The sequence below is a fragment of the Rhodococcus sp. NS-SX18 genome (genome assembly GCF_057367935.1).
This window is the reverse complement of the sequence record NZ_CM170633.1, coordinates 1,016,280-1,038,968: the sequence shown is the minus strand read 5'-3', so window position 1 is coordinate 1,038,968 and position 22,689 is coordinate 1,016,280. Positions and strand designations below refer to the sequence as shown.

Genomic DNA, 22,689 nt, shown 5'->3' with positions numbered 1-22,689 from the left:
CGGGATTCCGTGGAACGGACCGACCCCCCCTGGCGCATACATACCCCTAGGGGGTATAAAGGAGACACACGACCAGAGGAGGATCGCGATGACCTGGCTCCTGCCCCTGACCGACACGGCCGGCGGCTGCCGCTGCGCCGACCACCCCACCGGACCGAGCAGTGAGGACCCCCGAATGAACACCCAGGCCTTCCCCGTCGTCGGCATGACCTGCGGCCACTGCGCCGGAGCCGTCACCGAGGAACTGCGCGCCCTGCCCGGTGTCGAGGACGTCCACGTCGAACTCGTCGCGGGCGGTGTCTCCACCGTCACCGTGACCAGCGTCGACGGCCTCGACGCCGGCGCCGTCGCCACCGCCCTCGACGAGGCCGGCGACTACCGCCTCGCCCCGCAGTGACCCGTCGACTCGAGAAGGGACCCGCTCATGACCACGGGTGAGATGGTGCACGAGGTAGAACTCTCGATCGGCGGCATGACCTGCGCTTCCTGTGCGGCGCGCATCGAGAAGAAGCTCAATCGCATGGACGGGGTGACCGCCAGCGTGAACTATGCGACCGAGAAGGCCAAGGTCGCCTACGCGGAGGGGGTCGCCCCCGACGACCTCGTCGCAACCGTCGAGGCGACCGGCTACACCGCCGCCCTCCCCGCCCCGGCGCGGGACGAGGAGACCACCGAGGCCGCCCCCGAACCGGACGAGGCGGCGGCCTGGCGGCAGCGCCTGACCGTCTCCGCGGTCCTCACCGTGCCGGTGGTGCTGCTGTCGATGATTCCGGCACTGCAGTTCGACAACTGGCAGTGGCTCACCCTGACTCTCGCCTCCCCCGTCGTCGTATGGGGGGCGCTGCCCTTCCACCGCGCAGCTTGGACCAATGCCCGGCACGGCGCCGCCACGATGGACACCCTCATCTCCGTCGGCGTCACGGCCGCGTACCTCTGGTCGCTGTGGGCACTGTTCTTCACCCACGCCGGCATGACCGGCATGCGCATGTCGTTCGATCTGCTGCCCACGGGCAGCTCCGAGCCGCACATCTACCTCGAGGTCGCCGCCGCGGTCACCACCTTCATCCTGGCGGGACGCTACTTCGAGGCCCGCGCCAAGCGGCAGTCGGGCGCGGCGCTGCGGGCACTGCTCGACATGGGCGCCAAGGACGTCGCCGTGCTCCGCGACGGTGACCTCGAAACCCGGATCCCGATCGGCCGACTCGCCGTCGGCGACCGGTTCGTCGTGCGGCCCGGTGAGAAGATCGCCACCGACGGCGTCGTCGTCTCGGGCACGTCGGCAGTCGACGCGTCGATGCTCACCGGCGAACCCGTGCCGGTCGAGGTCGGGCCCGGCGACCCCGTCGTCGGAGCCACCGTCAACGCCGGGGGCCGCCTCGTCGTCCGCGCGACCCGCGTCGGCGCCGACACCCAGCTCGCCCAGATGGCACGCCTGGTGACCGAGGCGCAGAACGGCAAGGCCGAGGTGCAACGGCTCGCCGACCGGGTGTCGGCGGTGTTCGTCCCGATCGTCATCGGACTGGCGCTGCTCACCCTCGCGGCATGGCTGCTCACCGGCAACTCGGTGACAGCGGCGTTCACCGCAGCCGTCGCGGTGCTGATCATCGCGTGCCCCTGCGCGCTGGGTCTCGCGACCCCGACCGCTCTGCTCGTCGGCACCGGTCGCGGCGCCCAGCTCGGCATCCTCATCAAGGGACCGCAGATCCTCGAATCGACCCGCCGCGTCGACACCGTCGTGCTCGACAAGACGGGCACCGTCACCACCGGCCGCATGGCCGTCGCGGCCGTGCACACCGCCGACGGTGAGGACGACAGCGAGGCGCTGCGCCTGGCCGGGGCGCTCGAGCACGCTTCCGAGCACCCCATCGCGCGCGCCGTCGCCGAGCGGGCCGCGGCCGCCGGCGCTCTCCTACCCGTGGAGAACTTCGAAAACCACGGTGGGCGGGGCGTTTCCGGGGTCGTCGACGGTCACGCCGTGCTCGCGGGCCGGCTGTCCTGGCTGCGCGACGAGTGGTCGCTGACCGCGCCCGAACCGCTGCGACGGAGCGCCTGGGCCGCCGAAGCCGAGGGCCGCACACCGGTGTGGATCGCCTGGGACGGGCGCATCCGGGCGATCGTCGTCGTCTCCGACACGATCAAGGACACCTCGGCCGCGGCGATCGCGGAACTGCGCGAACTCGGTCTGCGGCCGGTGCTGCTCACCGGCGACAACCGCAGCGCCGCCGAGACCGTCGCGAAGCAGGTCGGCATCGACGAGGTCATCGCCGAGGTCCTGCCCGCCGACAAGGTCGAGGTGGTCGCGAGGCTGCAGGACGAAGGCCGGGTCGTCGCCATGATCGGCGACGGCGTCAACGACGCGGCCGCCCTCGCCCAGGCCGACCTCGGACTGGCGATGGGCACCGGCACCGACGTCGCGATCGAGGCCTCGGACCTGACCCTCGTGCGTGGGGACCTGCGGGCTGCTCCCGACGCGATCCGGCTCGCCCGCGCGACCTTGCGCACCATCAAGGGCAACCTGTTCTGGGCGTTCGCCTACAACGTCGCGGCCCTGCCACTCGCGGCGCTCGGGCTGCTCAACCCGCTGATCGCGGGGGCGGCGATGGCGTTCAGCTCGGTATTCGTGGTGAGCAACAGCCTGCGGTTGCGGCGGTTCAGCCCGCACTGAGCGGCGAGGCCGACGCGGCGCTGCCGGGAGTCGTCGATTCCCCGGCGGCGCCGCGTCGCGCTGTGTCACGCTCGACGCATGCAGGCCGAGCCGGACCCGCTGCTGCTCACGGTGCGCAACCTCGCCCGCTTCCACCGCGAGCACGAGAAGTTCTATTCCGAATCGCCCTACCACGACGTGATCCGGCTCCAGCGCAGCTCCCGTGCCCTGAAGGCCCTCGCCGAACGATGGTCGGTGGTCGCCCCGGCCGACGACACGTCGCCGAGCCCGTTCGCCGGGGCACCCGACCTCAACGACGACCGCGCCACCGAGACGCTCGGCATCCTGTTCATGGAGGGCGGCGGCGAACCCGCGGAGATCACCCGGTTGAAGGCCGACCTCCGCGCACTCGCCGAGGCGAGCCGGACGACCGGGCAGTGGCTCGCGTCCGCCATGGCGGCGGCCTGGGACATGCTCGCGGCACTGCTCGCATACCCGGCGCTGGCGGATCTGCTCGCCGAACGGCACCGGATCGTCTCCCACGACTGGCAGTGCGCGTCGACGACCGAACTCGTCGCCCGCCACCTCGACCGGTCGGTCGCGATCCTCGAGCGGGTGGACTTCGCCCCCGCCGCGCTGCGTGCGGACCTCGCAGCGGACCGTGTCGCTCCGCGCTATCTCTTCTCGGCCGCGGAAATGCTCGACCATGCCTCGGATCTCGCCGCACACAGCGCCGTCCTCACGCACGAGAACGAGCGTCGCTGGCGGATCTTCCACGAGCGTGTCGAGCAGCTCGTCGCCGGCACCGAGCGGTAACGGACACTCGACGGTCGGCACCCGGAGACGGGGGCGGGCGGCCGAATGTCACATCGCGTCGATCTGACCGAACCGATGTGACATTCGGCCACGGGCGGGGGGCGGCCGGCCGGACGCGGGACGCACCGTCATCCGGATCCGGGCGGGGACGTCAGCCGATCCAGCACGCCAGCTCGTCGGACCGTGGATCCGTCACCACCGGATCGCCCTCGCCCCCGAACACCCGGACCGGTCGCGAGGCACCGACCGGCGCCCACCCCGGATCTCCGGTGGTCGCGAATTGCACCCAGGCGCGGTGCATCTCGTCGGCGAGCGACTGCGGGGGCCGGTCTCCGGTGAGCCGGTGGGCGACGTCGAGACGGTCGAAGACGAACGCGATCTCGAGCGCATGGCACGCCCGCAGGTCCTGGACCGGGCTCGGCCAGGCGAACTCGTACAGCCGGGCCGTTCCACCGCCGCGGACGATCGCGTCGGCGAGGGCGACGGTGCCCGACCGGAACGCGTAGTCGGTGAGGATCGCTGCGAGCACGTCCCCGGGAGTGGCTCCGGGACGGTGGCCGGCGTAGAGATCGGCGGTCGCGGGATCGATCCCGTACCGGTGCAGGACGAACGGCAGGGTGTCCGCGGTGATCGCCGCGGCGATGCCGGTCGGCACCAGGAAGAACCGGAACTCGTCGGTGGTCGTTCCGGCCAGCACCGGCACATCCGTGCCTGCTCCGGCGGCGAGCGCGTCGATCGGCAGCGACGTGAGCACCTCCCCGTCGATCGTGGGGAACAGGCTCATCACCCCCAGTCCGCGCTGTACCACCGACGCGCCCCATCGGGCCGGGTCCGGATTCTGCGCCAGTTCGAGGCCGAGGTCGTCCTGCGCGGACTGCAGGCGGCCGGGGTCGAGGGCACCGAACGCCGCGGCGGTGGCCGGCACCCCCAGATTGCCGGCGAGGACGGCCGTCACCCGGCGCGCGTCCTCGACGTCCGCGGCTGCGGTGGCATTGCCGCTCTGCACGACGGCGCGGTGGAACAGGCCCGTCGCGGCGGGCGAGGCGAGCAATGCGGCCACGCTCATGCCGCCGGCCGATTCGCCGAACACGGTCACGTTGTCGGGGTTGCCGCCGAACGCCCGGATGTTGTCCTGCACCCAGCGCAGCGCGGCGATCTGGTCGAGCAGGCCTCGGTTGTCCGGCGCGCCGTCGAGCGACAGGAATCCGGGGATCCCGAGCCGGTAGTTCACCGACACCAGCACCACCCCGTCGCGCGCGAAGGCACGCCCGTCGTAGCTCTCGATCCGGTTCGATCCACGGGTGAATGCGCCGCCGTGGATCCACACCATCACCGGCAGTGCCGAGGCACCCGGATCCGGGGTCCACACCGACAGGTTCAGGCACTCGTCGCCGGGTTCGATGACGTTGCCGAGCAACGCGGCCGCCGGTGCGGCGTACGGCGACTGCGGACAGGTGGGACCGGGCGCGGTGGCGTCACGCACCCCCTCCCACCGGGGCGCCGGTGCCGGGGCGGCGAACCGCGCCGGCCCCACCGGGGCCGCCGCGTACGGGATGCCGAGAAACGCCCACACCCCGTCGGTGACCGTCCCCCGGACCGCGCCCGCGCCGGTCTGCACCGTATCCGTCATACCCTGCTCCCCTCGTCGTGCCACGGCCGCCGGCCCACCGTCGCAGGCCACCGAGCGAATGTATCGCCGATCTCGGCAGGAAAGGCATATTCGCCCGGTCCCATGTCTCCTATTCTGAGGTGGACGGACTTCGACATCCGGCCGAGGAGGTGCGGCATGCGAGCACTGGTTGTCTACGAGTCGATGTTCGGGAACACCCGGCACGTAGCGGAAGCCGTCGCGCGCGGACTGGGACCGGCAGACGCGGTGCGCACGGTCCCCGTCACCCAGGCGCACGAGGAGAACCTGTCCGGGTACGACCTGGTGGTGGTCGGCGGCCCCACACACGCGCACGGCATGAGCCGCGAGTCGACACGCCACGGCGCGGCGGAACAGGCCGAGAAACCCGACAGCGGACTGACGCTCGAACCCGACGCCGAGAGCGAGGGCGTCCGCGAGTGGCTCGATTCGCTGCCGTCCGGCGGTGGTAGGGCCGCAGCGTTCGACACCCGCATCGACCTGGCGGCCGTGCTCACCGGCCGCGCCGGCAAGGGCATCGCCAGGAAGCTGCGCAAGCACGGGTTCGAGCTCGTCGCCGATCCGGAGAGCTTCCTCGTCGACAAGCAGTCGGCACTCGAGCCCGGCGAGGAGGACCGCGCCGAGCAGTGGGGCCGGTCGCTCGCACAGCAGGTGGCGAGCGGATCCGAAGAAGTGCGCTGACGCGCTCGCGGGCCGAGCGAATGTACCGCTCATGTCCGTAGGCCGACAGGACGACAACTCCGCTCGGCGCACAGCCGCGCCCGACGGTCCATACTCGGGTCTATGCGACTGACCCACTTCGGACATTCCTGCCTGCTCGTGGAACATCTCGGCGCGACGATCCTGTTCGACCCGGGCAACTTCTCGCACGGCTTCGAGGGCATCACCGGGCTCGACGCGATCCTGGTCACCCATCAGCACCCGGACCACGCCGACCCGGCGCGGCTGCCGGCCCTGGTGGAGGCCAACCCGGGGGCCGCCCTGTTCGCGGACCCGCAGACCGCCGCGCAGCTGGGTGGAAGCTGGCGGGCCGTGCACCCGGGCGACGCGTTCACCGTCGGCGACGTACGGGTGCGCGGCACGGGCGGCCGGCACGCCGTCATCCATCCGGAACTACCGGTCGTCGACAACACCGCCTATCTGCTCGGCGACGACGAGAACCCGGCGCGGCTGCTGCATCCGGGCGATTCGCTGTACATCCCGCACGAGAAGGTCGACGTGCTCGCGCTGCCCGCCGCGGCGCCGTGGTTGAAGATCTGGGAGTCGGTGGACTACCTGCGCGCGGTCAACCCACGGGTGGCCGTGCCGATCCACCAAGGCATCGTCGCGGACCAGGCCACCGGCATCTTCTACGGCCGCTACTCGGAGATGGCGCCGGAGGGCACCGAGTTCCGGGTGCTGCCCGCCGAGGATTCGGTGGAGGCGTAACCGCCGGTGTGTCTTTCGGGCTGCGGTAGCCGCCCGAAAGACACACCGGCCGCGTCAGCGGCTCGCGGCGCGACCGGCGGCGCGGCCGGAGAAGATGCAGCCGCCGAGGAAGGTGCCCTCGAGCGAGCGGTAGCCGTGCACTCCGCCGCCGCCGAACCCGGCGACCTCTCCTGCCGCGAACAAGCCCTCGAACACCGATCCGCCGGTCGTCAGGACCCGGCCCGACAGGTCGGTCTCGAGCCCACCCAGCGTCTTGCGGGTCAGCAGGTGCAGCTTCACCGCGATCAGCGGACCGGCCTTGGGGTCGAGCAATCGGTGCGGGGCCGCGATGCGGGTGATCCGGTCCGGCACGTAGGCGCGGGCCGCGCGCATCGCCGCGACCTGCAGATCCTTGGTGTACTTGTTGGCGATCTCGCGGTCCCGGGCCTCGACGACCTGCCGGACCGTCGCATAGTCCAGCGGTGCGTCCGGAGTGAGCTCGTTCATCCCTGCCACCAGTTCGGCGAGGGTGTCGCGGACGACGAAGTCGACGCCGCGCTGCTTGAACGCCTCCACCGGTGCCGGCGCGCCGGGCTTGACCCGCTGCAGCACCTTGCGGATGTCGCGGCCGGTCAGGTCCGGATTCTGTTCCTGACCGGAGAGCGCGAACTCCTTCTCGATGATCTTCTGGTCGAGCACGAACCAGGTGTGGTCGTGCCCGCTGCGCACGATGTGCTCGAGGGTACCGAGGGTGTCGAAGCCCGGAAACAGCGGCACCGGAAGTCGCTTGCCGGTCGCGTCGAGCCACAGCGACGACGGGCCGGGCAGGATGCGGATGCCGTGATTGGGCCAGACGGGGTCGTAGTTGGTGATGCCCTCGGTGTAGTGCCACATCCGGTCGCGGTTGACGATGCGCCCCCCGGCACGCTCGGTGATCTCGAGCATCCGCCCGTCGACGTGCGCCGGCACCCCGGTGAGCATGTGCTTCGGCGGGTCTCCCAGCCGCTTCGGCCAGTTCTTCTTCACCAGGTCGTAGTTGCCGCCGATGCCACCCGACGTGACGATCACCGCGCCGGCCGAGAATTCGAACTCGCCGGTCGCCACGCGCGACGACGCCACCCCCCGCGCGGCCGACGACGGTTCGAGCACGGTTCCGCGCACCCCGGTGACGGCACCGCCGGTGACGACGAGGTCGTCGACGCGGTGCCGGTTCCGCAGGACCACCCGGCCACGGTCGACGCCGTCGAGCACCTTCCGGGCGAAGATCTCGACGAGTCCCGGTCCGGTTCCCCACGTGATGTGGAAGCGGGGCACGGAGTTGCCGTGACCGCCGGCGTCGTAGCCGCCGCGCTCGGCCCAGCCGACCATGGGGAACAGCTTCAGCCCACGTTCCTTCAGCCACGCGTGCTTCTCTCCGGCCGCGAACTCGACGTAGGCCTGCGCCCAGCGGCGCGGCCAGTAGTCCTCGTCCTCCCGGTCGAACGCGGCACTGCCCATCCAGTCCTGCAGGGCCAGGTCGTACGAGTCGCGGATGCCGAGCCGGCGCTGTTCGGGGGAATCCACGAAGAACAGCCCGCCGAACGACCAGAAGGCCTGTCCCCCAATGTTGTGCGAGTTCTCCTGGTCGACCAGCACGACGGTGCGCCCGGCGTCGAGGAGTTCGGCTGTGGCGACGAGTCCGGCCAGACCGGCGCCCACCACGATCACGTCTGCGTCCATGCCCGCTAACCTACTGCAGAGTAGGTTAGCGTGGGAAGATCTCCGGGGTCAGGCGGCACCGAGTGTGCGTGCGCGCTGCGGCCAGCGGTAGACGGAGGGCTGCGCCTCGAGATGCAGGGCGAGGTCGACCGCGTCGAGCATCGCCTGCCGCGGTCCGGGACGGTCGAGCTGCTTGCCCGAGATCGACAGCCGCAGCAGCCCGCCGCGACGGGCGACCCGGCCGGCGCCGATCACCATCGCCCGGCACCACCACGGTTCGGCCTTGGCACCTTCCCCGATGCCGAACACCCGCGCGTGGGTGACGGTGTCGCGGTACAGATCGTGGATCCCGGCGACGCCGGCCATCAGCCGGAACCCGGTGGCGGGCAGCGCCGCGACGGCCCCCGGCGAGGCGAGCCAGCGCGGCGGCGCGAACAGCCGGGTCCGCAGTCCCGTCTCCTCGAGCACCCGGTCGGCGGCGAGCAGCCGCAGCCGCGCCTCGTGTTCGGGCAGGACCGCGAACTCGGCGCGCCGCCGCTTGGTCGCGGCCTGGTCGTAGCCGTGCAGCACGATGGCGTCGCCGCCCTCGCGACGCTCGAGCAGCCACTCCTGGGTGTGCGGATCACGTGCGAGCCGGTAGTGATCCTTGAGGCGCGGGGCGACGAGCAACGACAGAGGCACGCCGCGGGCGTCCATCTCCCGGGCGAAGGCGTCCACCGCCGGGCGGGTCTCGTCCCTGATGCCCGACACCGACACGATCAGCTGGCCGCTCATGGCTCCACGGTGACAGGGCCGGGTGAACGTCAGGCGTCGCGCACCTGAAGGGTTTCGGCATGCACGGCGTCGGCGAGGGGCCGGCCGGTCCGCCATCCGAACCGCTCCAGGTCGGGCACCTCCTGCAACCGGGTCACGGGACCGACGCACAGCCACGCGATCGGCCGCACGGGGGGCCGGGCTCCGACGAAGTCGGCGAGGAACGCCTCGTCGTAGAACGACACCCAGCCGACGCCGAGTCCTTCGACGGTGGCCGCGAGCCACAGGTTCTGGATCGACAACACCGCCGAGAACACGCCCACGTCGTCGATCGTGTGTCGGCCGAGGATGTTCCGCCCGCCGCGCGACGGGTCGTAGGTGACCACGATCCCGGTGCCGGACTCGACGATGCCTTCGACCTTGATGGGATCGAACGTGCGCCGCCGTTCCTCCGGCAGCGAGTCCGCGAACGCGCGACGGCACCCGGCGACGTGGTCGGCGAATTCGGCGAGCCGCTGCGGGTCGCGGACCACGACGAAGTCCCACGGCTGGGTGTTGCCGACGCTGGGTGCGGCATGCGCCGCCCCCAGAACCCGCCACAGGACCTGCTCGTCGACGCGTTCGCCGGTGAACTCCGCGCGGACGTCACGGCGGGCACGGATCACCTCGTACAGCGCCGCCCGCGCATCGATGGTGTCGGTCATCGCAGTCAGCGGGGCAGCGCGGCTTCGATGGCGGCGATCACTTCGGGGGCGTCGGGCTCGGTGCGGGGCCGGAACCGGGCGACGACGTTTCCGTCGGGTGCGACGAGGAACTTCTCGAAGTTCCACTGCACGTCGCCGGCCTCGCCGTTCGCGTCGGGGTGCCGGGTGAGTTCGGTGTAGAGGGGGTGCCGGCTCTCGCCGTTGACGTCGATCTTCTCCATCAGCGGGAACGTGACGCCGTAGTTGGTGGAGCAGAAGGTCTGGATCTCCTCGGCGGTGCCCGGTTCCTGGCCCATGAACTGGTTGCAGGGCACGCCGACGACGGTCAGGCCCCGGTCGGCGTACTCGACGGCGAGCTTCTCGAGCGCGGTGTACTGCGGGGTGAGGCCGCACTTGGAGGCGACGTTGACCACGAGGACCGCGCGACCGTCGAACTCGGCGAGGGAGGTCGGCACCCCGCCGAGGGTGTTGATGCCGATGTTCTGCAGAGAAGTCGTCATGCCGCCCGACGTTAGTCGCGACGGCCCCGGGGGCGGTAGTGCACCCCGGGGTCGCCGCGAGCAGGCACGTCACAGTGCGGCGACGACCGCGAATGCGCCGAGGGCCACGAGCGCGGCGCCGGTCAGCGTCTGCACCCGGCGGTCGACCACGCACATCGCCGACAGGAAGCCCGGCATCGACCCGCCCCCGCGGGTGTGCACGATTGCCAGGAGGCTCGGCATGCACCGGCCGAGCGAGACGAGCGTGAACAGCGCGGCGCCGAGGACGGGTGAGCCGACCGCGGCGACGCCGAGCACCAGCAGGTAGTACGCGCTCGACCGGATGAAGATCACGAAACCCGGCCCGATGAGGGCGCCGAAGAGCAGCGAGACCTTCCACGGTGCCATCGACCGGCGCAGGTGCCGCGGCAGCTGTCTGCGGCGCATCGGCGTCGGCAGCGTCACCAGGCCCAGCTCGTGCAGGCCGTACGCCAGTGCGACGGCGCCCCACGCGAGGAGCGCCCACGTCACCGGGACCGCCCCGGCGACGAGGGCACCGAGCGCCCCTACGAGCGCGCCGGTGGGGGCACCGGTCGCGATCGAACCGAGTGCGTGCCAGCCGAGCCGGCGCACCGGGGTCGACGAACCCGGACGGCCGGGCTGCTTCGGGGCGGCGACGACGCCGGCGACCGACATGCCGCACGTCGACCAGTTCGCGGCCAGGGCGGTGACGGCTCCGGCACCCACGACCGCGGCGGTCGTCGCGGCGGGCCCGGCCGGGGTGAGCAGCGCCGCGGCCCCGGCACCGGCGACGCCGGCGGCGGCGATCAGCACCGCGCGAGTGCGCGACGGCACGGCCTTCTGCAGGGTGGGACGGATGTCCGGCACGTCCGTCGTCAGCGGCTCGTGCGCGAGTACTGCGGTCATGACTTCCTCCAAGGGATCGGTGTTCTCCGGATATGGACGGCTGGTTCAGGATTCGGTGACGGTGACGGTTCCGGTCATGTACCGGTGGACCGAGCAGGTGTACGGGTAGGTGCCCGGTTCGTCGAATGTGCGGGAGTACGTACCCTCCGCGGTGATCCCGCTGTCGAACCACCCCTCCGATACGACCTGGTGCAGCACCCCGCCGTCCTCGAACCGCCATTCGACGGTGCCACCGGCCGGCACGGTCACGTCGGGCGGAGCGAAGTGGACATTGCTGACGACCACCACCGCGTCCGGGGGTCGATCGGACGGGCCGCAGGCCGCGACGAGCGGAAGCAGCAGGGCCGCAGCCCACCCCGGCTGCCGGCTCATTCCCGGACGATCACGGTGCCGACCATCATCGGGTGCGGCGTGCAGTGATACGTGAAGGTGCCGGCGTCGTCGAAGGTGTAGGAATACGTTCCCTCGGTGAGGAGCTCGCTCTTCAGCCGACCCTCGAGGGGGCCCTCCCCCACCACGTCGTGCGGCAGTCCGCCGTCGTCGAAGCGCCACTCGACGGTCTGGCCCTTCTCGATCGTCACCGACTCCGGGTTGTAGGCCATGTTCTTCACCTCCACGACGACGGCGGGCTCGGCCGAACCTCCAGCGGCGCCGCAGGCGGACAGGCTCACCGCGGTCAGCAGGCCGGCGAGCAGAACGGCGGACTTTCGCATCAGGATTCCTCTCATCGGATATACCGCAAGTTCGCGGTCATACCGGCTTCGAAGTGGTAGGCGTTGTGGCAGTGGAACATCCATTCACCCGGATTGTCGGCGTCGAATTCGATCGCGAGTTCGGTGCCGGGCAGCACGTTCACGGTGTCGCGGCGCAGCCCGCCGTAGGCGCCGATCGCGAAGGTGTGCCCGTGCGTGTGCATCGGGTGCCACATTGTCGACGAGTTCTTCATCGTGATCCGGACGCGCTCACCCTGTTTCATGATCAGGCGGCCGGCATCGACCCCGGCCATGCCCCACACGTAGCGGTCCCCGGCCTGGATCAGCTCGATCCGGTAATCCCGATCGGGTTCGCGTGGATCGAGCCGCACGGCCTCGACGGGCCGCAACACGCTCTCCGCGACGAGCCGGCCGTCGAGTTCGGGGATCGCGCCGCCCACGTCGGCGTCGGCCATCGGCACCGCGTCCGGGGTGCGCAGCACCGTCGAGGCATACCCTGGCCGCCCTTCGACCTTCGCGACGATCGGCCACACGCCCGACCGGACGGTGACGAGAACGTCGTAGCGTTGCGCCATGCCGACGACGATCGTGTCGGCGACGGTGGGCTGCACGTCGAAGCCGTCCGCCGCGACGATCGTGAGTTCGTGCCCGGCCACCGCGAACCGGTACGGGGTCTCGGCCGCCGCGTTGACGATCCGCAGCCGCACGCGCTGCCCCGCCGCGGCGACGACCGGGGCGGGATCGTTCGGGGGCCGGCCGTTGATCAGGTGCAGCGGATACGCGATGTGCTGGGTCATCCCACCGAGCGCCGCGGAGTCGCCGTGCCCGGCGCTCACCAGCTGCCGGGCGACGTACAGGTCGCCGGGAGGCTGCGGCCCGGGTGCCGCGCCACCGCCGTGGCCGCCGTGCCCACCGGAGATTGCGGGGTTGAGCGCCGTGAGCACCGCGTCGGGTGTGGTGCCGAGACCGTCGACCCAGTCGTCGAGGACCAGCACGGCGTCGGCGTCGGCGCCGGTGCGGTCGTCGGGATCCTCCACGACGAGGGCCCCGAACAGCCCGCGATCGGCCTGCAGCCCGCTGTGAGAGTGGTACCAGTGGGTGCCGGGGTCCGGGACGACGAAGCTGTAGTCGAACGTCGTGCCGGGCGCGATCGCCGCCTGGGTGACGGGCGCAGCACCGTCCATGTCGTTGCGGATCCGGATGCCGTGCCAGTGGACGGTGGTGTCGGCATGCAGGTCGTTGCGCACCGTGGCGTCGAGCCGGTCGCCCCGGCGAACCCGCAGTTCCGGGGCGACGGCCCGCCCGCCGTACGTCCAGGTGTCGACGAGACGCCCACCCAGGTCGAGGGTGGCGACGCCGGCGGCCAGTGCGAACGACGCCACGGCGCCGTTCCAACCGCGGGCGGCCTCGGCGGCGGCGACCTCCGGGTCGGCCGGCAAAATGTAGTCGAGATCGGCCGCCGATCGGTTCGTCGCGGCGGCGCCGGCCGGTTGCGTACCGGACGATGCGGTGGCGCAGCCGGCGGCCCCGAACCCGAGCGCGCTCAGCCCCAGCGCCCCGGCCCCGAGGGAGCCGAGGGCCAGGAATCTGCGCCGGCCCAGCACGGTGCCGGGTGGTCTCATCCGATCACCTCGGGGGTGAGCAGGTCGGTGAAATCCTCGACGTTGCCGCTGATCTCCGCCGAGGAAACCTGCTGCCCGGTCGCGGCGTCGAACCCGACGATGCGCTGCGCCGCCTCCCCCTGCCCCTCCGGGTTGCCGCCGAGGACGTAGAACGTAGCGCCGTCCACGGAGAACGCCATACTCGCGATGTCGGCCAGTCCCAGGTCCGGCAGGCTCAGCGTCCGGATCGGTGCGAGACTCGCGGCGTCGGACAGTTCGATGCGGGCCAGGTCGCCGCCGCGGGCCGAACTGGGATGGATCGGTGAGTCGGTGTAGGCGATCGCGATCCGGGTGCCGGTGTTGTCGATGACGTCGCTCGCGAACCGGCCCTCGGGCCGGCCGGCGTTGCCGATCGGCGTCACCGCGTCCTGCGGCAGTCCGTTCGAGACGTCGAAGACGTACACGTCGCCGTTCTCCCCGACCAGCAGGGCTTTGCGCGCCTCGGCGGCCCACCCGACCTTCCGGGCGCTGACGAAATCGTCCGGCAACACTTTCGCCCGGGCGGTCTCGGCGGGCACGCCGTCGTCGCCGACGGAGATCCGGACGAGTTCACCGGTCTCCTCGCACACGCTGTAGATCTCGTGGTCCACGGTCCAGGTGAACGGTCCGCAGCCGACGATCTGCACGGCTCCGCTCTGCTGCTTCGTCTCGAGGTCGACGACGCGGACGCCGTAGAGCCCGTCGTCCCAGGTGACGAAGTACCGCCCGTCGGAGGTGACCGCGTTGGAACCCGGCCGCGAGTGCACGCGCGCGACGTCGGGCAGCAGCGCTTCGTCGGGCTCGAGCAGGTTTCCGGAGTAGGTGCTGACGGTGAAGTCGGCGGCGCCCCGCGAGCCGCGGGGACGCCACACTTCGGCGGCGAGAACGGCCGGGTCCGAGGGGGTCTCGCCGACGAAGCCGTGGATCACCGGGTCCCAGATGCCGGGCCCGACGACGATGCGGCTGCCGGCGACACCCGTCTTCGGGTCGAGGACGTTGACGCCGAGCTCCAGCTTTCCGAATCCGCCTGCCACGGCGACGAGTTCGTCGCGCCCGATGGGCTCGATCTCGGAGACGTGCAGAGGTTCGGGGATGGTGTCGCCGATCTCCTGGTCGTCGTGGCCGAGGGCGATGCCTTCCCCGGGGGTGGTGAATTCGACGGTGGGATAGGTGACGTCGCCGGCGGTGTTCGGGTCGTCGCCGGACGAGCCGCAGCCGGCGAGGGTGACGAGCAGCGCGAGGGGCACGGCGGCTGCGGCGGGACGCACGAGGTGGCGGGAACGCGATGTCATGATCCGGCACCGACCTTCGGGCGCTCGGCGGGACGGGCCTGGCAGTCCTCGCCGATGATGGGGGCCATGGTGCAGGTGTACGACTGGGATTCGTCGGAGACGCACCAGATGATCTCCTGGTCGTAACTGCCCGAAACCGGGTTGTACATGACGGCCTGCATGTCCGGCTCGCCGCAGAACGCGTTGGAGCACGACGGGGCGCCGCAGCAGTCGTAATAGGCGATCAGGTAGGTCTTTCCGGTGTCGGGGTTGGTGCAGCAGCCCACCCAGAATTCGGCACCCGGCCTGCTGCCCGGCGCGCACGTGGTCACTCCGCCGCCGTTGCAGGCCGCGCAGGAGGTGCCGTCCATGTTGCACCAGCGCCAGTACTCGCACTCGGCCGGATCCTTGCCGTCGTAGACGGGCACGAGCGGTTCCGGACCGGGATCGGGTGCGGGCTCCTGCGCGAATGCGGTGCGGGTCACCGGAAGCGAGCTGATGAGCGCCACTCCCGACACGCCCATCGTCCAGCGGCCGAGACGGCTGATCATCGAGCGGCGCGACACCTGCTCCGACATCCGGCGTCCGGTCCGGCTCATGAACGAACCGCCCTTGCCGGCCATCCAGGCGGCCTGCTCCTCGACGGTCTCCTTGTCGACCGGGTACCGGTTCTCGTACATCTCGTCCAATGCATCTCTCCGTTCGTCCGGGGGGATTCAGGCGCTCGCGGCGGCGCGGGCCTTGGCCTGTTCGTGCAGGTGCTGCAGCGACGGGGTGCCGGTCTCGAGGGCGTTGAGCAGACTCTCGACCTGGGCCATGTGGTTGCACAGGCCCTTGGCGCGGATCTTGCCGTGCTCGTCGAGGATCACCCCGTAGGGCGTGGTGCCGACCTGGTAGGCGATGCCGACGTCGCGGCCGTCCACGTAGCTCAGTTCGGTGCCGATGTTGCTGCCGGCGAGGAACTGCCGGTGCTCCTCGGATGTGCCGTCGGAGACGATTACGATGTCGAGGTCCCTCTCCGCCTTGGCCATCGCGCGGACGCCGGGCAGCAGACTCTTGCAGGTGGAGCAGGTGGGCGCCGTGAACAGCAGCAGCTGCGGCCGGTCCCGGTGCCCGCCGATGCCGACGGTGCGTCCGACGTGGTCGGTGAGGCCGCGGAAGGACGGACCCGCCTGCTCGATCTTCGGGCCGGTGTCCATCATGCGGGCCCCCAGGGGGCCGAGCCGGACCTGCACCCGGCCGATCTCGCGGGCCAGCGCGAGCACCATCAGGAACAGCACGGCGACCGCCACTGTCAGCACGGTGACCGCAACGAGAAGAATGGTGTCCATCTATCGGTCCTGTCTCGGGAAGGGTTTCGGGAGAGGGATTCTCAGGCGCCGTAGCGCGACGCGGTGGCGACCGCACGCAGTTCGGCGGACGCCTGGGTCAGGTGTTCGTCGACGGACCGGCGCCCGACGTGGACCACGGCGCGCAACTGCGCCACCGCGAGTCCGGCGACGAGGACGAGCGCCGCGAGCGCGAGTGCCGCCGCCTGTTCGAGCACGCCGATCTCCGGCGGTCCGGTGAGGGCCAGCGCGATCGACAAGGCGGCGAACCCGCCGGCCCGCACGGAGTGGAACCAGCCGATACGCGGCGCCGCATCGCGGTCACCGAACGCGAAACAGCCGCAGTCGAGCTCGCGCCGACCCCGGGCGAGGTTCACGGTGAGGCCGACGAAGAAGCCGAGGAACAGCACCGACGCGGCGGCCGCGGCGACGCGGCCGGCGACGCCGAGCACCAGCAGGGCACCTACCGCGATCTCCGTGGCCGGCAGCACCCGCGCGACCACCCGCTCGATCCCGGACGGCAGCAACCGGTAACCGCGGACGACGCGCAGCAGCCCCTCGTGATCGCCGGCCTTCGGCACCCCCGCGAGCAACAACGTCCCGCCGACGAGCGCCGCTACCACCGCCCACATCATGGTCGTCCCCTTCGCAGTCGAATGATCGTGCCGCTCAATCGTGCGCACCGGATGCGTCGCGAACGGGTCGTCGGGGAAACGTCCGGGGGTACCGCGAGTGGAACCGGGCGTCGCGGCGCGCCCCATGCGAACGCTGCAGGTGGGCGTGGTTTCTCGACCTCTCGGAGGACCTGTTCGCCGGGCACCCGGGCCGTGGGGTGGCTCGGGCCACAGCGCTGTCCCGAGCGGATTCCCACTTGCCGTCCACATGTCGTTCGCAGAGGAAACCGTCGCGTAACACCGCGGCGCTACGTTGTCCCTCGCCCGGAGGCGGTTCACCGCCCGGGTGCCGGCACCGCCGGCCGCACGGACGCACAGACGGGACACGACGATCGTGACAACCGCACTCCGGGCCGCGATTGCCCGCTCACGGGATGCCGGAACTCGCCGGGATCCGGTGTACTCACCGCTGCGTGCCCTCGGCCGCCGGCAGCTCACCCCGATCGATCTGCTCGGCCAGTCCCTGTCGACGATCGCGCCGGCCACCGGGATGGTGTTCATCGCGCTGTGGATGGTGACCCACCGCCCGGGAGTGGGCGGTCTGCTCGCGATCGCGGGGACCACCGCCGTGGTGGTGTCGGTGGCGCTGTGCATCACGCAGTTCACGCGGCGGCTCGCCGCGGCCGGCTCGCTCTACAGCTTCGTGTTCCAGGGCCTGAGTATCCGCGCGACCCTCACCACGGGCGCGGCCCTGCTGGTGGGCTATCTCGGCATCTCGATCTCGGTGATGTCGCAGGCCGCGCAGAGCCTGCTCCGCATTGCCGACCTGCTCGGTGTGCACGTGTCCGGCGCCGCGCCGTGGTCGGTCACCATCGGTCTCGTGGCGCTCGCCGTCGCGGTGATCACCGTGCGTGGGGTGCGGTTCGCGACGCGCGCGATCCTCCTCGTCGAGACGTGTTCGCTCGTGCTCATCGTGGCGCTCATGGTGGGCACCCCGGCCGGTGCGGGCCCGGCCACCACCGAACTGCCGGACGCCCCGCTGAGCATCATGCCGTTCCTCGCGATGCTCACCGTGCTGTCGATGGCCGGCTTCGAGAGCGCCGCGTTCTTCGGTCCGGAGGCCAAGCGGCCGTTGGTGACCGTCACGCGCACCGTGCTGATCTCTCCCGTCGTCGTCGGTGTGCTGTTCGTGTTCTCAGCCTGGGCCGCGTTGTCCGGTCACGCCGCCGTCGTCGTCGGCGCGTACTTCGACGGCACGGCGTCCGGCGCGAGCGTCGGCGTGGTGCTCGCCGTGCAGGCGGGTATGACGTGCTCGTGGCTGGCGTCGACCCTGGGCTGCACGCAGGCCGGTTCGCGGCTGCTGTATTCGATGGGCGTCGAGCGGGTGCTGCCGAGCACCCTCGCCCGCGTCCACGACCGGTTCCGCACCCCGCATGTGGGCGTGCTCGCCTTCACTGCCGCGGGCCTCACCGGCGCATGCCTGTATGCGTCCCTCGCGGAGGCGGATTCGGGGTCGTTCGACGGTGTCGTGGAGATCGGCCTCGTCATCGCCTACACGCTGGTGGCCGTCGCGTCGTTGCGGTTCCTGCACCGCATCGGCGAGCACACCGTGGTGACGCGGGCGGCCGCGGTGTTCGTGTCGGTCCTGGGGGTCGGCCTGCTCGGCTACATCGCCGTCGACGGCACCGCGCACGGCGTGTGGATCGTGCCCGCGGCACTCGCGGCGGTCGTGGTGTCCGGCACGGTGTGGCAGTACGTCCTGCGGTGGGTCCGGCCGGGCAGCCTGGCGACGATCGGGGCGTTCGACTCGGTCGAGACCGGGGACATCCTCCCCGGGGCGGGGACTCTCGTGATCGGTGCGGACGGGCGTCCGCGCATACTTCCGGACGTCCCGCATTCCCGCGACGGGGACCCGGCTTGACGGCGCACATGTCCGTGCACGCGGACGACTCGCACTTCAGCGGGCAGCAGCCGAGCGCGGTGCAGAAGGCACTGGGAATGCTCGAGGCGGTCGCGCAGCTCGGCCCCGGCACGTCCGCGAAGGAGATCGCCAGGTTCGCGGGGGTGCCGCCGACCACCGCGTACCGCATGCTCAACCTGCTCGTGGCCGACGGGTTCCTCGTCCGTGTGCCGGACCTGTCCGGCTTCGCGCTGGGCCGTCGCACCGCGGAACTGGCGCGGGCGGCCGTCGAGACGAGCCCGTCGCCGACGCTGCACGACGCCGTGGAGGAGCTGCGGACCCGCACCCGCTTCGGGGTGCATGTCGCGTCGTTCGCGGCCGGGCGGCTGCGGTTCGTGGACAAGGATCCCGACCACGAGATCGTCGCTGTCGGTGCGCTGGCAAAGAACCTGCATGCCAACGCCCTCGGCAAGCTGATGCTCGCGCACCATCCGCACGTGCGTCCCGATCCGCGGCTGCGGCGCCTGACCGACCACACGATCTGCGACCCCGGTGTTCTCGCCGAGGAACTGCGCGCCGTCGCTGTCGCGGGTTACGCGTACGAGGGTGAGGAGTGCCGGATCGGGCGGGCCGCGCTGGCGGCGCCGATCCGGGACCGGTCGGCGTTCGTCGTCGGCGGCCTCTACCTGCAGGGATCGGCGTCGCGGGTCACCCCGGACGACGCGGCGCTCGTGCGGTTCCTCGTCGACGGCTCGGCCCGGCTGTCGGGGCTGCTGTGACCGGGTGGACGGGGGGTGTCACCGGGTGAGCGTGGGCGGGCATGTCACCGGATGGGCCGCGGCGGGGGCGCGTCGCCCGGGGCGAGCTGCGCACCGATCCGCCGGAAGATCGTGTCGGCCTCGTTCGAGTACGCACCGGCGTCGCCGAAGGCCGCCGGCTCGTAGGTGACGGCGACGGCGACGGCGATCTTCTGCGACGGCAGGTATGCCTCGACCGCGGCGTACCCACCGAACAGCGGGTTCTGCATCAGCCAGTTGCCGGTGATCACCACCCCGAGTCCGTAGGTGTAGCCCTCGGACTGCGGGAAGCACGTGGGGCAACCGGGAAGCGCGGTGGTCCGGCCGCGCAGGTCGGTCGACACCATCGCCCGGTACGACTCCGGTGAAAGCAGCGTGCCGGTGCCGACGGCGACCGCGGTGTCGTGCAGGTCGTGGATGTCGGTGGTCTGGACGGCCCCGTCAGTGATCGTCCAGGAGGGATCCCAGAACGTGGATTCCTCGTAGAACGGGGTCGTGGCAGGGATCCCGAGCGCCTGCCGGCGTTCCGAGCTGAACGCATGCAGCACCGGTTCCGGGATCGCAGGCGTCTGCGACGGCGTCGTGCCGTCCAGTCCGAGCGGGTCGAGCACCTTTTCCTGCAGCAGTTCCGCCACCGGCCGGCCGGTGATCTTCTCGAGGGCCAGGCCGAGGATCACGTAGTTGGTGTGCGCGTAGTTCCAGTTGGTGCCGGGCTCGTAGAAGAGGGGCTGGGACGTGCCGAGGTCGACCAGTTCCTCGGGTGTCCAGCTCCGGAACGGGTTCCGGTAGATCGCGTCCGACAGTTCGGGATTCTGCACGTAGTCGGCGTAGCCGGAGGTCATCTGGGCGAGCTGACCGAGGGTGACCCGGTCCGAATGCGGGATGTCGGGCAGCCACGTCGAGACTGTGTCGTCGAGACGGACCTTCCCCTCGTCGACGAGCTGCAGCAGCAGCGTGGCGACGTAGGAGATGGCCACCGCGCCGTTACGGAAGTGCATGTCGGTCGTCGCCGACACGCCCGTGGTGGATTCGCCGTAGGCGCGGGTGAGGATCTCCCTGCCGTCGACGGTGACGCGCACGATCGCCGCCTTCAGGTGCGACTCCGCCATGGTGTCGCGCACGATCCGGTCCACGGCCTCGGCCTGCGCGGGATCGGCCGGCGAGGCGGTCCCCGACGCGGCCACGTTGTCCGCCGATCCGGACGGGCCGGGTGCCGCGTCGTCGGTGGCCGTGCAGGCAGTCAGGAGGCCGAGTGCGCACAGCACGGGCAGGATCCGCCGGGTCAGGGGCATACCTGATCTTGGCAGATGCGCTCGACCGGTGTGCTCACTCCGGCCCGGCAAGCGCGGCTCGGCGCAGGTCCCGTTCGGACCGCAGGAGGGCGCTGAGTTCGGCCCGACTGCGCACGCCGGTCTTCGTGTAGATCGCCTTGAGGTGATCGTGGACGGTGTTCGGGGTGATGCCGCGACGGCCCGCGATCTCGGCGGTCGAGTACCCGGCCATCACCTCGAGGCACACGTCCCGTTCCCGGGCGGTGAGGGCATAGGCGGCGAGCAGCAATTCGGCGAGTTCGCCGCCGGTTGCAGGCTCGATCGTGACCACGGTCTGCGGTTCGTCACCGCCGAGCAGCGCGGTGGCACGCAGCAGGATCCACCCGCCGGTGGTGTCGCGGATCCGCGTTCGGAACACACCCGACCTACTCGAACGCGCGCCGAACGCGGCGGCGCGCACCATGACGGCCAGCCGTCCCGGTGCGATCTCGTCGAATCGCTCCTCCCAGTCGCGGGCGGCCGCCGTGAGCGCGAGCGGCTCACCTCCGGCCCCGGTCAGGACCACCGCCGGACCCGGGTCGCCCCGGTTCGAGGGGGCGGTGGCGCACACGGCGGCGCGGGTCGCAACCGCCACCGCCGGCGCCACCTGCGTGAGGAACTCGACCTCCGCATCGGTGAAGTCCACGGCGGACCGAACGAACCCGGCTGCGCCCCAGCACAACTCCCCGATCCGGAAGATCACGCGCAGTTCGTGGTCCACTCCGAGCGGACGCCACACCTCGGCATGGCGAAGACAGTGAGCAACCTCGTCCGGGGGCAGATCCGATCCCCGGGTCGCCGTGCGGCCGGTGCGGAACAGTTCGGCGAAGGTGCCGGGGTCGTGCCCGCGGTACTCGCTCTCGGCGAGCAGCGGCTCGTACTCCGGCGGAATCCGGTCGGGGCCGCTGGTCATGGAGCCGATCGTCAGGGACCGGGGATCGATCATCGCCCAGCACGTCAGGTCGCTGCGCACCGTCCGGCCGACGAGTTCGATGGCACGCTCGTGCACCTGGGTCACGTCGGCGCCGGCAGCGGCGAGCGCCACGACCTCCCGGCCCACCTTCTCCGCCCGGATCTCGAGCATGACCCCAGTATGCGCTGACGGCGGGGCTACCACCCATCCCCGTTTCCGGGGATGGGCCACCGTCCGGGCGCTTCCTAACGTGACAGACATGACCGACAACACCGAACTCTGCAGGATGGGCGAGGGCCGTCGTCTCACCCTGCCCGACGCCACCGTCACGGCCCTGTCCACCGGCGCACACGCCGGCGGGGCGTACGAACTCTTCCTCGTCGAGGCGCCGCGCACCGTGCCGGTGCCCATGCACGCCGAACCGTGGGCCAAGTCGTATCACGTTCTGGGGGGCCGGATCCTGGTCCGTTCCGGAACGGACGTCCACGAACTCGCGGGCGGGGACACGATCACGGTCGCGCCGGGAACGATGAACTCCTTCACCGTCCTGACCGACACCGCGACCTTCCTGCTGATCGCGGCCGGGACGTCGATGAGCGGCTTCTTCGGCGCACTCGACGGCCTCGACCCCGCGCAGGCGCCGGACGAGTCCGCCCGCGCTCTCCGAGCGGTCACCGAGAGGTACGGGGTCGCGCTCGCGGCGGAGGGGGGTGCACCATGATCACCCTCGCCCAGATCGCCGCGTCGGCGGCCGCGGCCGTGCACCTGCTCGCGTTCGTGTGGGAGACGCTGCTGTTCCGGCGGCCGTCGGTCCACGAGGACGTGTTCCGCATTCCCTCCGGCGACGTCGCGGCGGTGCGGATGTGGGCGTTCAACGTCGGCTTCTACAACCTGTTTCTCGGCGCCGGCGCGCTGATGGGGGTGGCCCTGTGGCGGGCCGGCGAGGACACGGTCGGACGCGCACTCGTGCTCTACACGTGTTCGTTCATGTTCCTCGCCGGGATCGCCCTGTTCGTCTCGGACCGTCTGGCCATGAGCCGGCCCCGCGGTGCCGGGCTCGTGGGTGCCGCGGCGCAGTGCGCGCCGGCGCTGATCGCGCTGATCGCGCTCGCGACGACCTGATCCGC

General features: G+C 71.2%; 24 protein-coding genes. 9 read left to right on the top strand and 15 right to left on the bottom strand.

The genetic code is table 11. The annotated features are described in order from the left end of the window. Positions 1 to 88: 88 nt before the first annotated feature. The 3 genes from AC2IPW_RS04780 to AC2IPW_RS04770 all read left to right on the top strand — a co-directional run bounded on the left by AC2IPW_RS04780 (position 89) and on the right by AC2IPW_RS04770 (position 3,460). Positions 89 to 397, top strand: coding sequence for a heavy-metal-associated domain-containing protein (locus tag AC2IPW_RS04780; protein WP_003936548.1), 309 nt, complete (start codon positions 89 to 91; stop codon positions 395 to 397). Positions 398 to 424: 27 nt separating this feature from the next. Beyond that, positions 425 to 2,665, top strand: coding sequence for a heavy metal translocating P-type ATPase (locus AC2IPW_RS04775; protein ID WP_486376398.1), 2,241 nt, complete (start codon positions 425 to 427; stop codon positions 2,663 to 2,665). A 78-nt stretch (positions 2,666 to 2,743) separates the two neighbouring features. Then, entirely contained in the window at positions 2,744 to 3,460 is a 717-nt protein-coding gene (locus AC2IPW_RS04770; RefSeq protein ID WP_450119604.1) for a hypothetical protein, read from the top strand. Between the two features lie 151 nt (positions 3,461 to 3,611). On the opposite strand, the gene AC2IPW_RS04765 is transcribed toward AC2IPW_RS04770, so the two are convergent. Further along, positions 3,612 to 5,090: a carboxylesterase/lipase family protein gene (locus AC2IPW_RS04765; RefSeq protein ID WP_003936551.1), complete on the bottom strand. Its 1,479-nt coding sequence runs from the start codon at positions 5,088 to 5,090 to the stop codon at positions 3,612 to 3,614. 156 nt (positions 5,091 to 5,246) lie between these two features. On the opposite strand from AC2IPW_RS04765, the gene AC2IPW_RS04760 reads away from it, so the two are divergent. Then, positions 5,247 to 5,789 carry a flavodoxin family protein gene (locus tag AC2IPW_RS04760; RefSeq protein ID WP_003936552.1) on the top strand — a complete coding sequence of 181 codons (543 nt, stop codon included), beginning with the start codon at positions 5,247 to 5,249 and terminating at the stop codon, positions 5,787 to 5,789. A 102-nt stretch (positions 5,790 to 5,891) separates the two neighbouring features. Then, positions 5,892 to 6,536, top strand: coding sequence for an MBL fold metallo-hydrolase (locus AC2IPW_RS04755; RefSeq protein ID WP_003936553.1), 645 nt, complete (start codon positions 5,892 to 5,894; stop codon positions 6,534 to 6,536). 54 nt (positions 6,537 to 6,590) lie between these two features. Here the strand turns inward: AC2IPW_RS04755 and AC2IPW_RS04750 are convergent, their stop codons facing one another. The 12 genes from AC2IPW_RS04750 to AC2IPW_RS04695 all read right to left on the bottom strand — a co-directional run bounded on the left by AC2IPW_RS04750 (position 6,591) and on the right by AC2IPW_RS04695 (position 16,663). Beyond that, entirely contained in the window at positions 6,591 to 8,234 is a 1,644-nt protein-coding gene (locus AC2IPW_RS04750) for an FAD-binding dehydrogenase (protein ID WP_003936554.1), read from the bottom strand. A gap of 48 nt (positions 8,235 to 8,282) precedes the next feature. Further along, the gene (locus AC2IPW_RS04745) at positions 8,283 to 8,987 is read right to left on the bottom strand and encodes a DUF2334 domain-containing protein (protein ID WP_289378189.1); all 705 of its coding nucleotides are present in this window, start codon (positions 8,985 to 8,987) and stop codon (positions 8,283 to 8,285) included. 29 nt (positions 8,988 to 9,016) lie between these two features. Beyond that, the gene (gene bluB / locus AC2IPW_RS04740) at positions 9,017 to 9,670 is read right to left on the bottom strand and encodes a 5,6-dimethylbenzimidazole synthase (protein ID WP_003936556.1); all 654 of its coding nucleotides are present in this window, start codon (positions 9,668 to 9,670) and stop codon (positions 9,017 to 9,019) included. A gap of 5 nt (positions 9,671 to 9,675) precedes the next feature. Continuing rightward, positions 9,676 to 10,170: a glutathione peroxidase gene (locus AC2IPW_RS04735; protein WP_003936557.1), complete on the bottom strand. Its 495-nt coding sequence runs from the start codon at positions 10,168 to 10,170 to the stop codon at positions 9,676 to 9,678. A gap of 69 nt (positions 10,171 to 10,239) precedes the next feature. Further along, positions 10,240 to 11,076, bottom strand: a complete 837-nt coding sequence (locus AC2IPW_RS04730) for a methylamine utilization protein (RefSeq protein WP_371382951.1) — start codon at positions 11,074 to 11,076, stop codon at positions 10,240 to 10,242. Positions 11,077 to 11,121: 45 nt separating this feature from the next. Continuing rightward, positions 11,122 to 11,448 carry a cupredoxin domain-containing protein gene (locus tag AC2IPW_RS04725; RefSeq protein WP_371382952.1) on the bottom strand — a complete coding sequence of 109 codons (327 nt, stop codon included), beginning with the start codon at positions 11,446 to 11,448 and terminating at the stop codon, positions 11,122 to 11,124. Continuing rightward, positions 11,445 to 11,789, bottom strand: a complete 345-nt coding sequence (locus AC2IPW_RS04720) for a plastocyanin/azurin family copper-binding protein (protein ID WP_003936700.1) — start codon at positions 11,787 to 11,789, stop codon at positions 11,445 to 11,447. The genes AC2IPW_RS04725 and AC2IPW_RS04720 overlap by 4 nt, the downstream gene beginning before the upstream one ends. Positions 11,790 to 11,800: 11 nt before the next feature. Then, a complete protein-coding gene (locus AC2IPW_RS04715; protein ID WP_486376397.1) occupies positions 11,801 to 13,411 on the bottom strand; it encodes a multicopper oxidase family protein in 1,611 nt (536 codons plus the stop codon). Beyond that, positions 13,408 to 14,721: a hypothetical protein gene (locus tag AC2IPW_RS04710; RefSeq protein ID WP_486376396.1), complete on the bottom strand. Its 1,314-nt coding sequence runs from the start codon at positions 14,719 to 14,721 to the stop codon at positions 13,408 to 13,410. Before AC2IPW_RS04710 ends, AC2IPW_RS04715 begins: the two co-directional genes overlap by 4 nt. Next, a complete protein-coding gene (locus AC2IPW_RS04705) occupies positions 14,718 to 15,380 on the bottom strand; it encodes a methylamine dehydrogenase light chain (RefSeq protein WP_416063616.1) in 663 nt (220 codons plus the stop codon). Before AC2IPW_RS04705 ends, AC2IPW_RS04710 begins: the two co-directional genes overlap by 4 nt. A 36-nt stretch (positions 15,381 to 15,416) precedes the next feature. After that, a complete protein-coding gene (locus AC2IPW_RS04700; RefSeq protein ID WP_003936704.1) occupies positions 15,417 to 16,031 on the bottom strand; it encodes a redoxin domain-containing protein in 615 nt (204 codons plus the stop codon). A 41-nt stretch (positions 16,032 to 16,072) separates the two neighbouring features. Further along, on the bottom strand, positions 16,073 to 16,663 hold the full coding sequence (locus AC2IPW_RS04695) for a MauE/DoxX family redox-associated membrane protein (RefSeq protein WP_416062779.1): 591 nt from the start codon (positions 16,661 to 16,663) through the stop codon (positions 16,073 to 16,075). Between the two features lie 436 nt (positions 16,664 to 17,099). Between AC2IPW_RS04695 and AC2IPW_RS04690 the strand changes: the two genes are divergently transcribed. Both AC2IPW_RS04690 and AC2IPW_RS04685 read left to right on the top strand, forming a co-directional pair. Further along, positions 17,100 to 18,563 (top strand): APC family permease, encoded by a 1,464-nt coding sequence (locus AC2IPW_RS04690; RefSeq protein WP_486376971.1) that lies wholly within the window; start codon positions 17,100 to 17,102, stop codon positions 18,561 to 18,563. An 8-nt stretch (positions 18,564 to 18,571) separates the two neighbouring features. Continuing rightward, positions 18,572 to 19,321 carry an IclR family transcriptional regulator gene (locus AC2IPW_RS04685; protein WP_416063614.1) on the top strand — a complete coding sequence of 250 codons (750 nt, stop codon included), beginning with the start codon at positions 18,572 to 18,574 and terminating at the stop codon, positions 19,319 to 19,321. Between the two features lie 44 nt (positions 19,322 to 19,365). Here the strand turns inward: AC2IPW_RS04685 and AC2IPW_RS04680 are convergent, their stop codons facing one another. Beyond that, on the bottom strand, positions 19,366 to 20,631 hold the full coding sequence (locus AC2IPW_RS04680; RefSeq protein ID WP_486376395.1) for a serine hydrolase domain-containing protein: 1,266 nt from the start codon (positions 20,629 to 20,631) through the stop codon (positions 19,366 to 19,368). Positions 20,632 to 20,665: 34 nt separating this feature from the next. Next, complete coding sequence (locus tag AC2IPW_RS04675; protein WP_486376394.1) at positions 20,666 to 21,733, bottom strand: helix-turn-helix transcriptional regulator; 1,068 nt, start codon at positions 21,731 to 21,733, stop codon at positions 20,666 to 20,668. Positions 21,734 to 21,821: 88 nt separating this feature from the next. On the opposite strand from AC2IPW_RS04675, the gene AC2IPW_RS04670 reads away from it, so the two are divergent. Beyond that, entirely contained in the window at positions 21,822 to 22,283 is a 462-nt protein-coding gene (locus tag AC2IPW_RS04670) for a cupin domain-containing protein (RefSeq protein WP_003936710.1), read from the top strand. Then, on the top strand, positions 22,280 to 22,684 hold the full coding sequence (locus tag AC2IPW_RS04665) for a DUF1304 domain-containing protein (RefSeq protein ID WP_054371071.1): 405 nt from the start codon (positions 22,280 to 22,282) through the stop codon (positions 22,682 to 22,684). Before AC2IPW_RS04670 ends, AC2IPW_RS04665 begins: the two co-directional genes overlap by 4 nt. Positions 22,685 to 22,689: the final 5 nt, after the last annotated feature.

Bases quoted from the DNA above. Each gene is read 5' to 3' on its own strand.
- AC2IPW_RS04755 (WP_003936553.1), top strand. From the start codon at position 5,892: ATGCGACTGACCCACTTCGGACATTCCTGCCTGCTCGTGGAACATCTC.
- AC2IPW_RS04670 (WP_003936710.1), top strand. From the start codon at position 21,822: ATGACCGACAACACCGAACTCTGCAGGATGGGCGAGGGCCGTCGTCTC.
- AC2IPW_RS04675 (WP_486376394.1), bottom strand. From the start codon at position 21,733: ATGCTCGAGATCCGGGCGGAGAAGGTGGGCCGGGAGGTCGTGGCGCTC.
- AC2IPW_RS04715 (WP_486376397.1), bottom strand. From the start codon at position 13,411: ATGAGACCACCCGGCACCGTGCTGGGCCGGCGCAGATTCCTGGCCCTC.
- AC2IPW_RS04765 (WP_003936551.1), bottom strand. From the start codon at position 5,090: ATGACGGATACGGTGCAGACCGGCGCGGGCGCGGTCCGGGGGACGGTC.
- AC2IPW_RS04725 (WP_371382952.1), bottom strand. From the start codon at position 11,448: ATGAGCCGGCAGCCGGGGTGGGCTGCGGCCCTGCTGCTTCCGCTCGTC.
- AC2IPW_RS04710 (WP_486376396.1), bottom strand. From the start codon at position 14,721: ATGACATCGCGTTCCCGCCACCTCGTGCGTCCCGCCGCAGCCGCCGTG.
- AC2IPW_RS04695 (WP_416062779.1), bottom strand. From the start codon at position 16,663: ATGATGTGGGCGGTGGTAGCGGCGCTCGTCGGCGGGACGTTGTTGCTC.
- AC2IPW_RS04700 (WP_003936704.1), bottom strand. From the start codon at position 16,031: ATGGACACCATTCTTCTCGTTGCGGTCACCGTGCTGACAGTGGCGGTC.
- AC2IPW_RS04750 (WP_003936554.1), bottom strand. From the start codon at position 8,234: ATGGACGCAGACGTGATCGTGGTGGGCGCCGGTCTGGCCGGACTCGTC.
- AC2IPW_RS04760 (WP_003936552.1), top strand. From the start codon at position 5,247: ATGCGAGCACTGGTTGTCTACGAGTCGATGTTCGGGAACACCCGGCAC.
- AC2IPW_RS04770 (WP_450119604.1), top strand. From the start codon at position 2,744: ATGCAGGCCGAGCCGGACCCGCTGCTGCTCACGGTGCGCAACCTCGCC.
- AC2IPW_RS04705 (WP_416063616.1), bottom strand. From the start codon at position 15,380: ATGTACGAGAACCGGTACCCGGTCGACAAGGAGACCGTCGAGGAGCAG.
- bluB (WP_003936556.1), bottom strand. From the start codon at position 9,670: ATGACCGACACCATCGATGCGCGGGCGGCGCTGTACGAGGTGATCCGT.
- AC2IPW_RS04730 (WP_371382951.1), bottom strand. From the start codon at position 11,076: ATGACCGCAGTACTCGCGCACGAGCCGCTGACGACGGACGTGCCGGAC.
- AC2IPW_RS04735 (WP_003936557.1), bottom strand. From the start codon at position 10,170: ATGACGACTTCTCTGCAGAACATCGGCATCAACACCCTCGGCGGGGTG.
- AC2IPW_RS04685 (WP_416063614.1), top strand. From the start codon at position 18,572: ATGTCCGTGCACGCGGACGACTCGCACTTCAGCGGGCAGCAGCCGAGC.
- AC2IPW_RS04680 (WP_486376395.1), bottom strand. From the start codon at position 20,631: ATGCCCCTGACCCGGCGGATCCTGCCCGTGCTGTGCGCACTCGGCCTC.
- AC2IPW_RS04665 (WP_054371071.1), top strand. From the start codon at position 22,280: ATGATCACCCTCGCCCAGATCGCCGCGTCGGCGGCCGCGGCCGTGCAC.
- AC2IPW_RS04780 (WP_003936548.1), top strand. From the start codon at position 89: ATGACCTGGCTCCTGCCCCTGACCGACACGGCCGGCGGCTGCCGCTGC.
- AC2IPW_RS04775 (WP_486376398.1), top strand. From the start codon at position 425: ATGACCACGGGTGAGATGGTGCACGAGGTAGAACTCTCGATCGGCGGC.
- AC2IPW_RS04720 (WP_003936700.1), bottom strand. From the start codon at position 11,789: ATGCGAAAGTCCGCCGTTCTGCTCGCCGGCCTGCTGACCGCGGTGAGC.
- AC2IPW_RS04745 (WP_289378189.1), bottom strand. From the start codon at position 8,987: ATGAGCGGCCAGCTGATCGTGTCGGTGTCGGGCATCAGGGACGAGACC.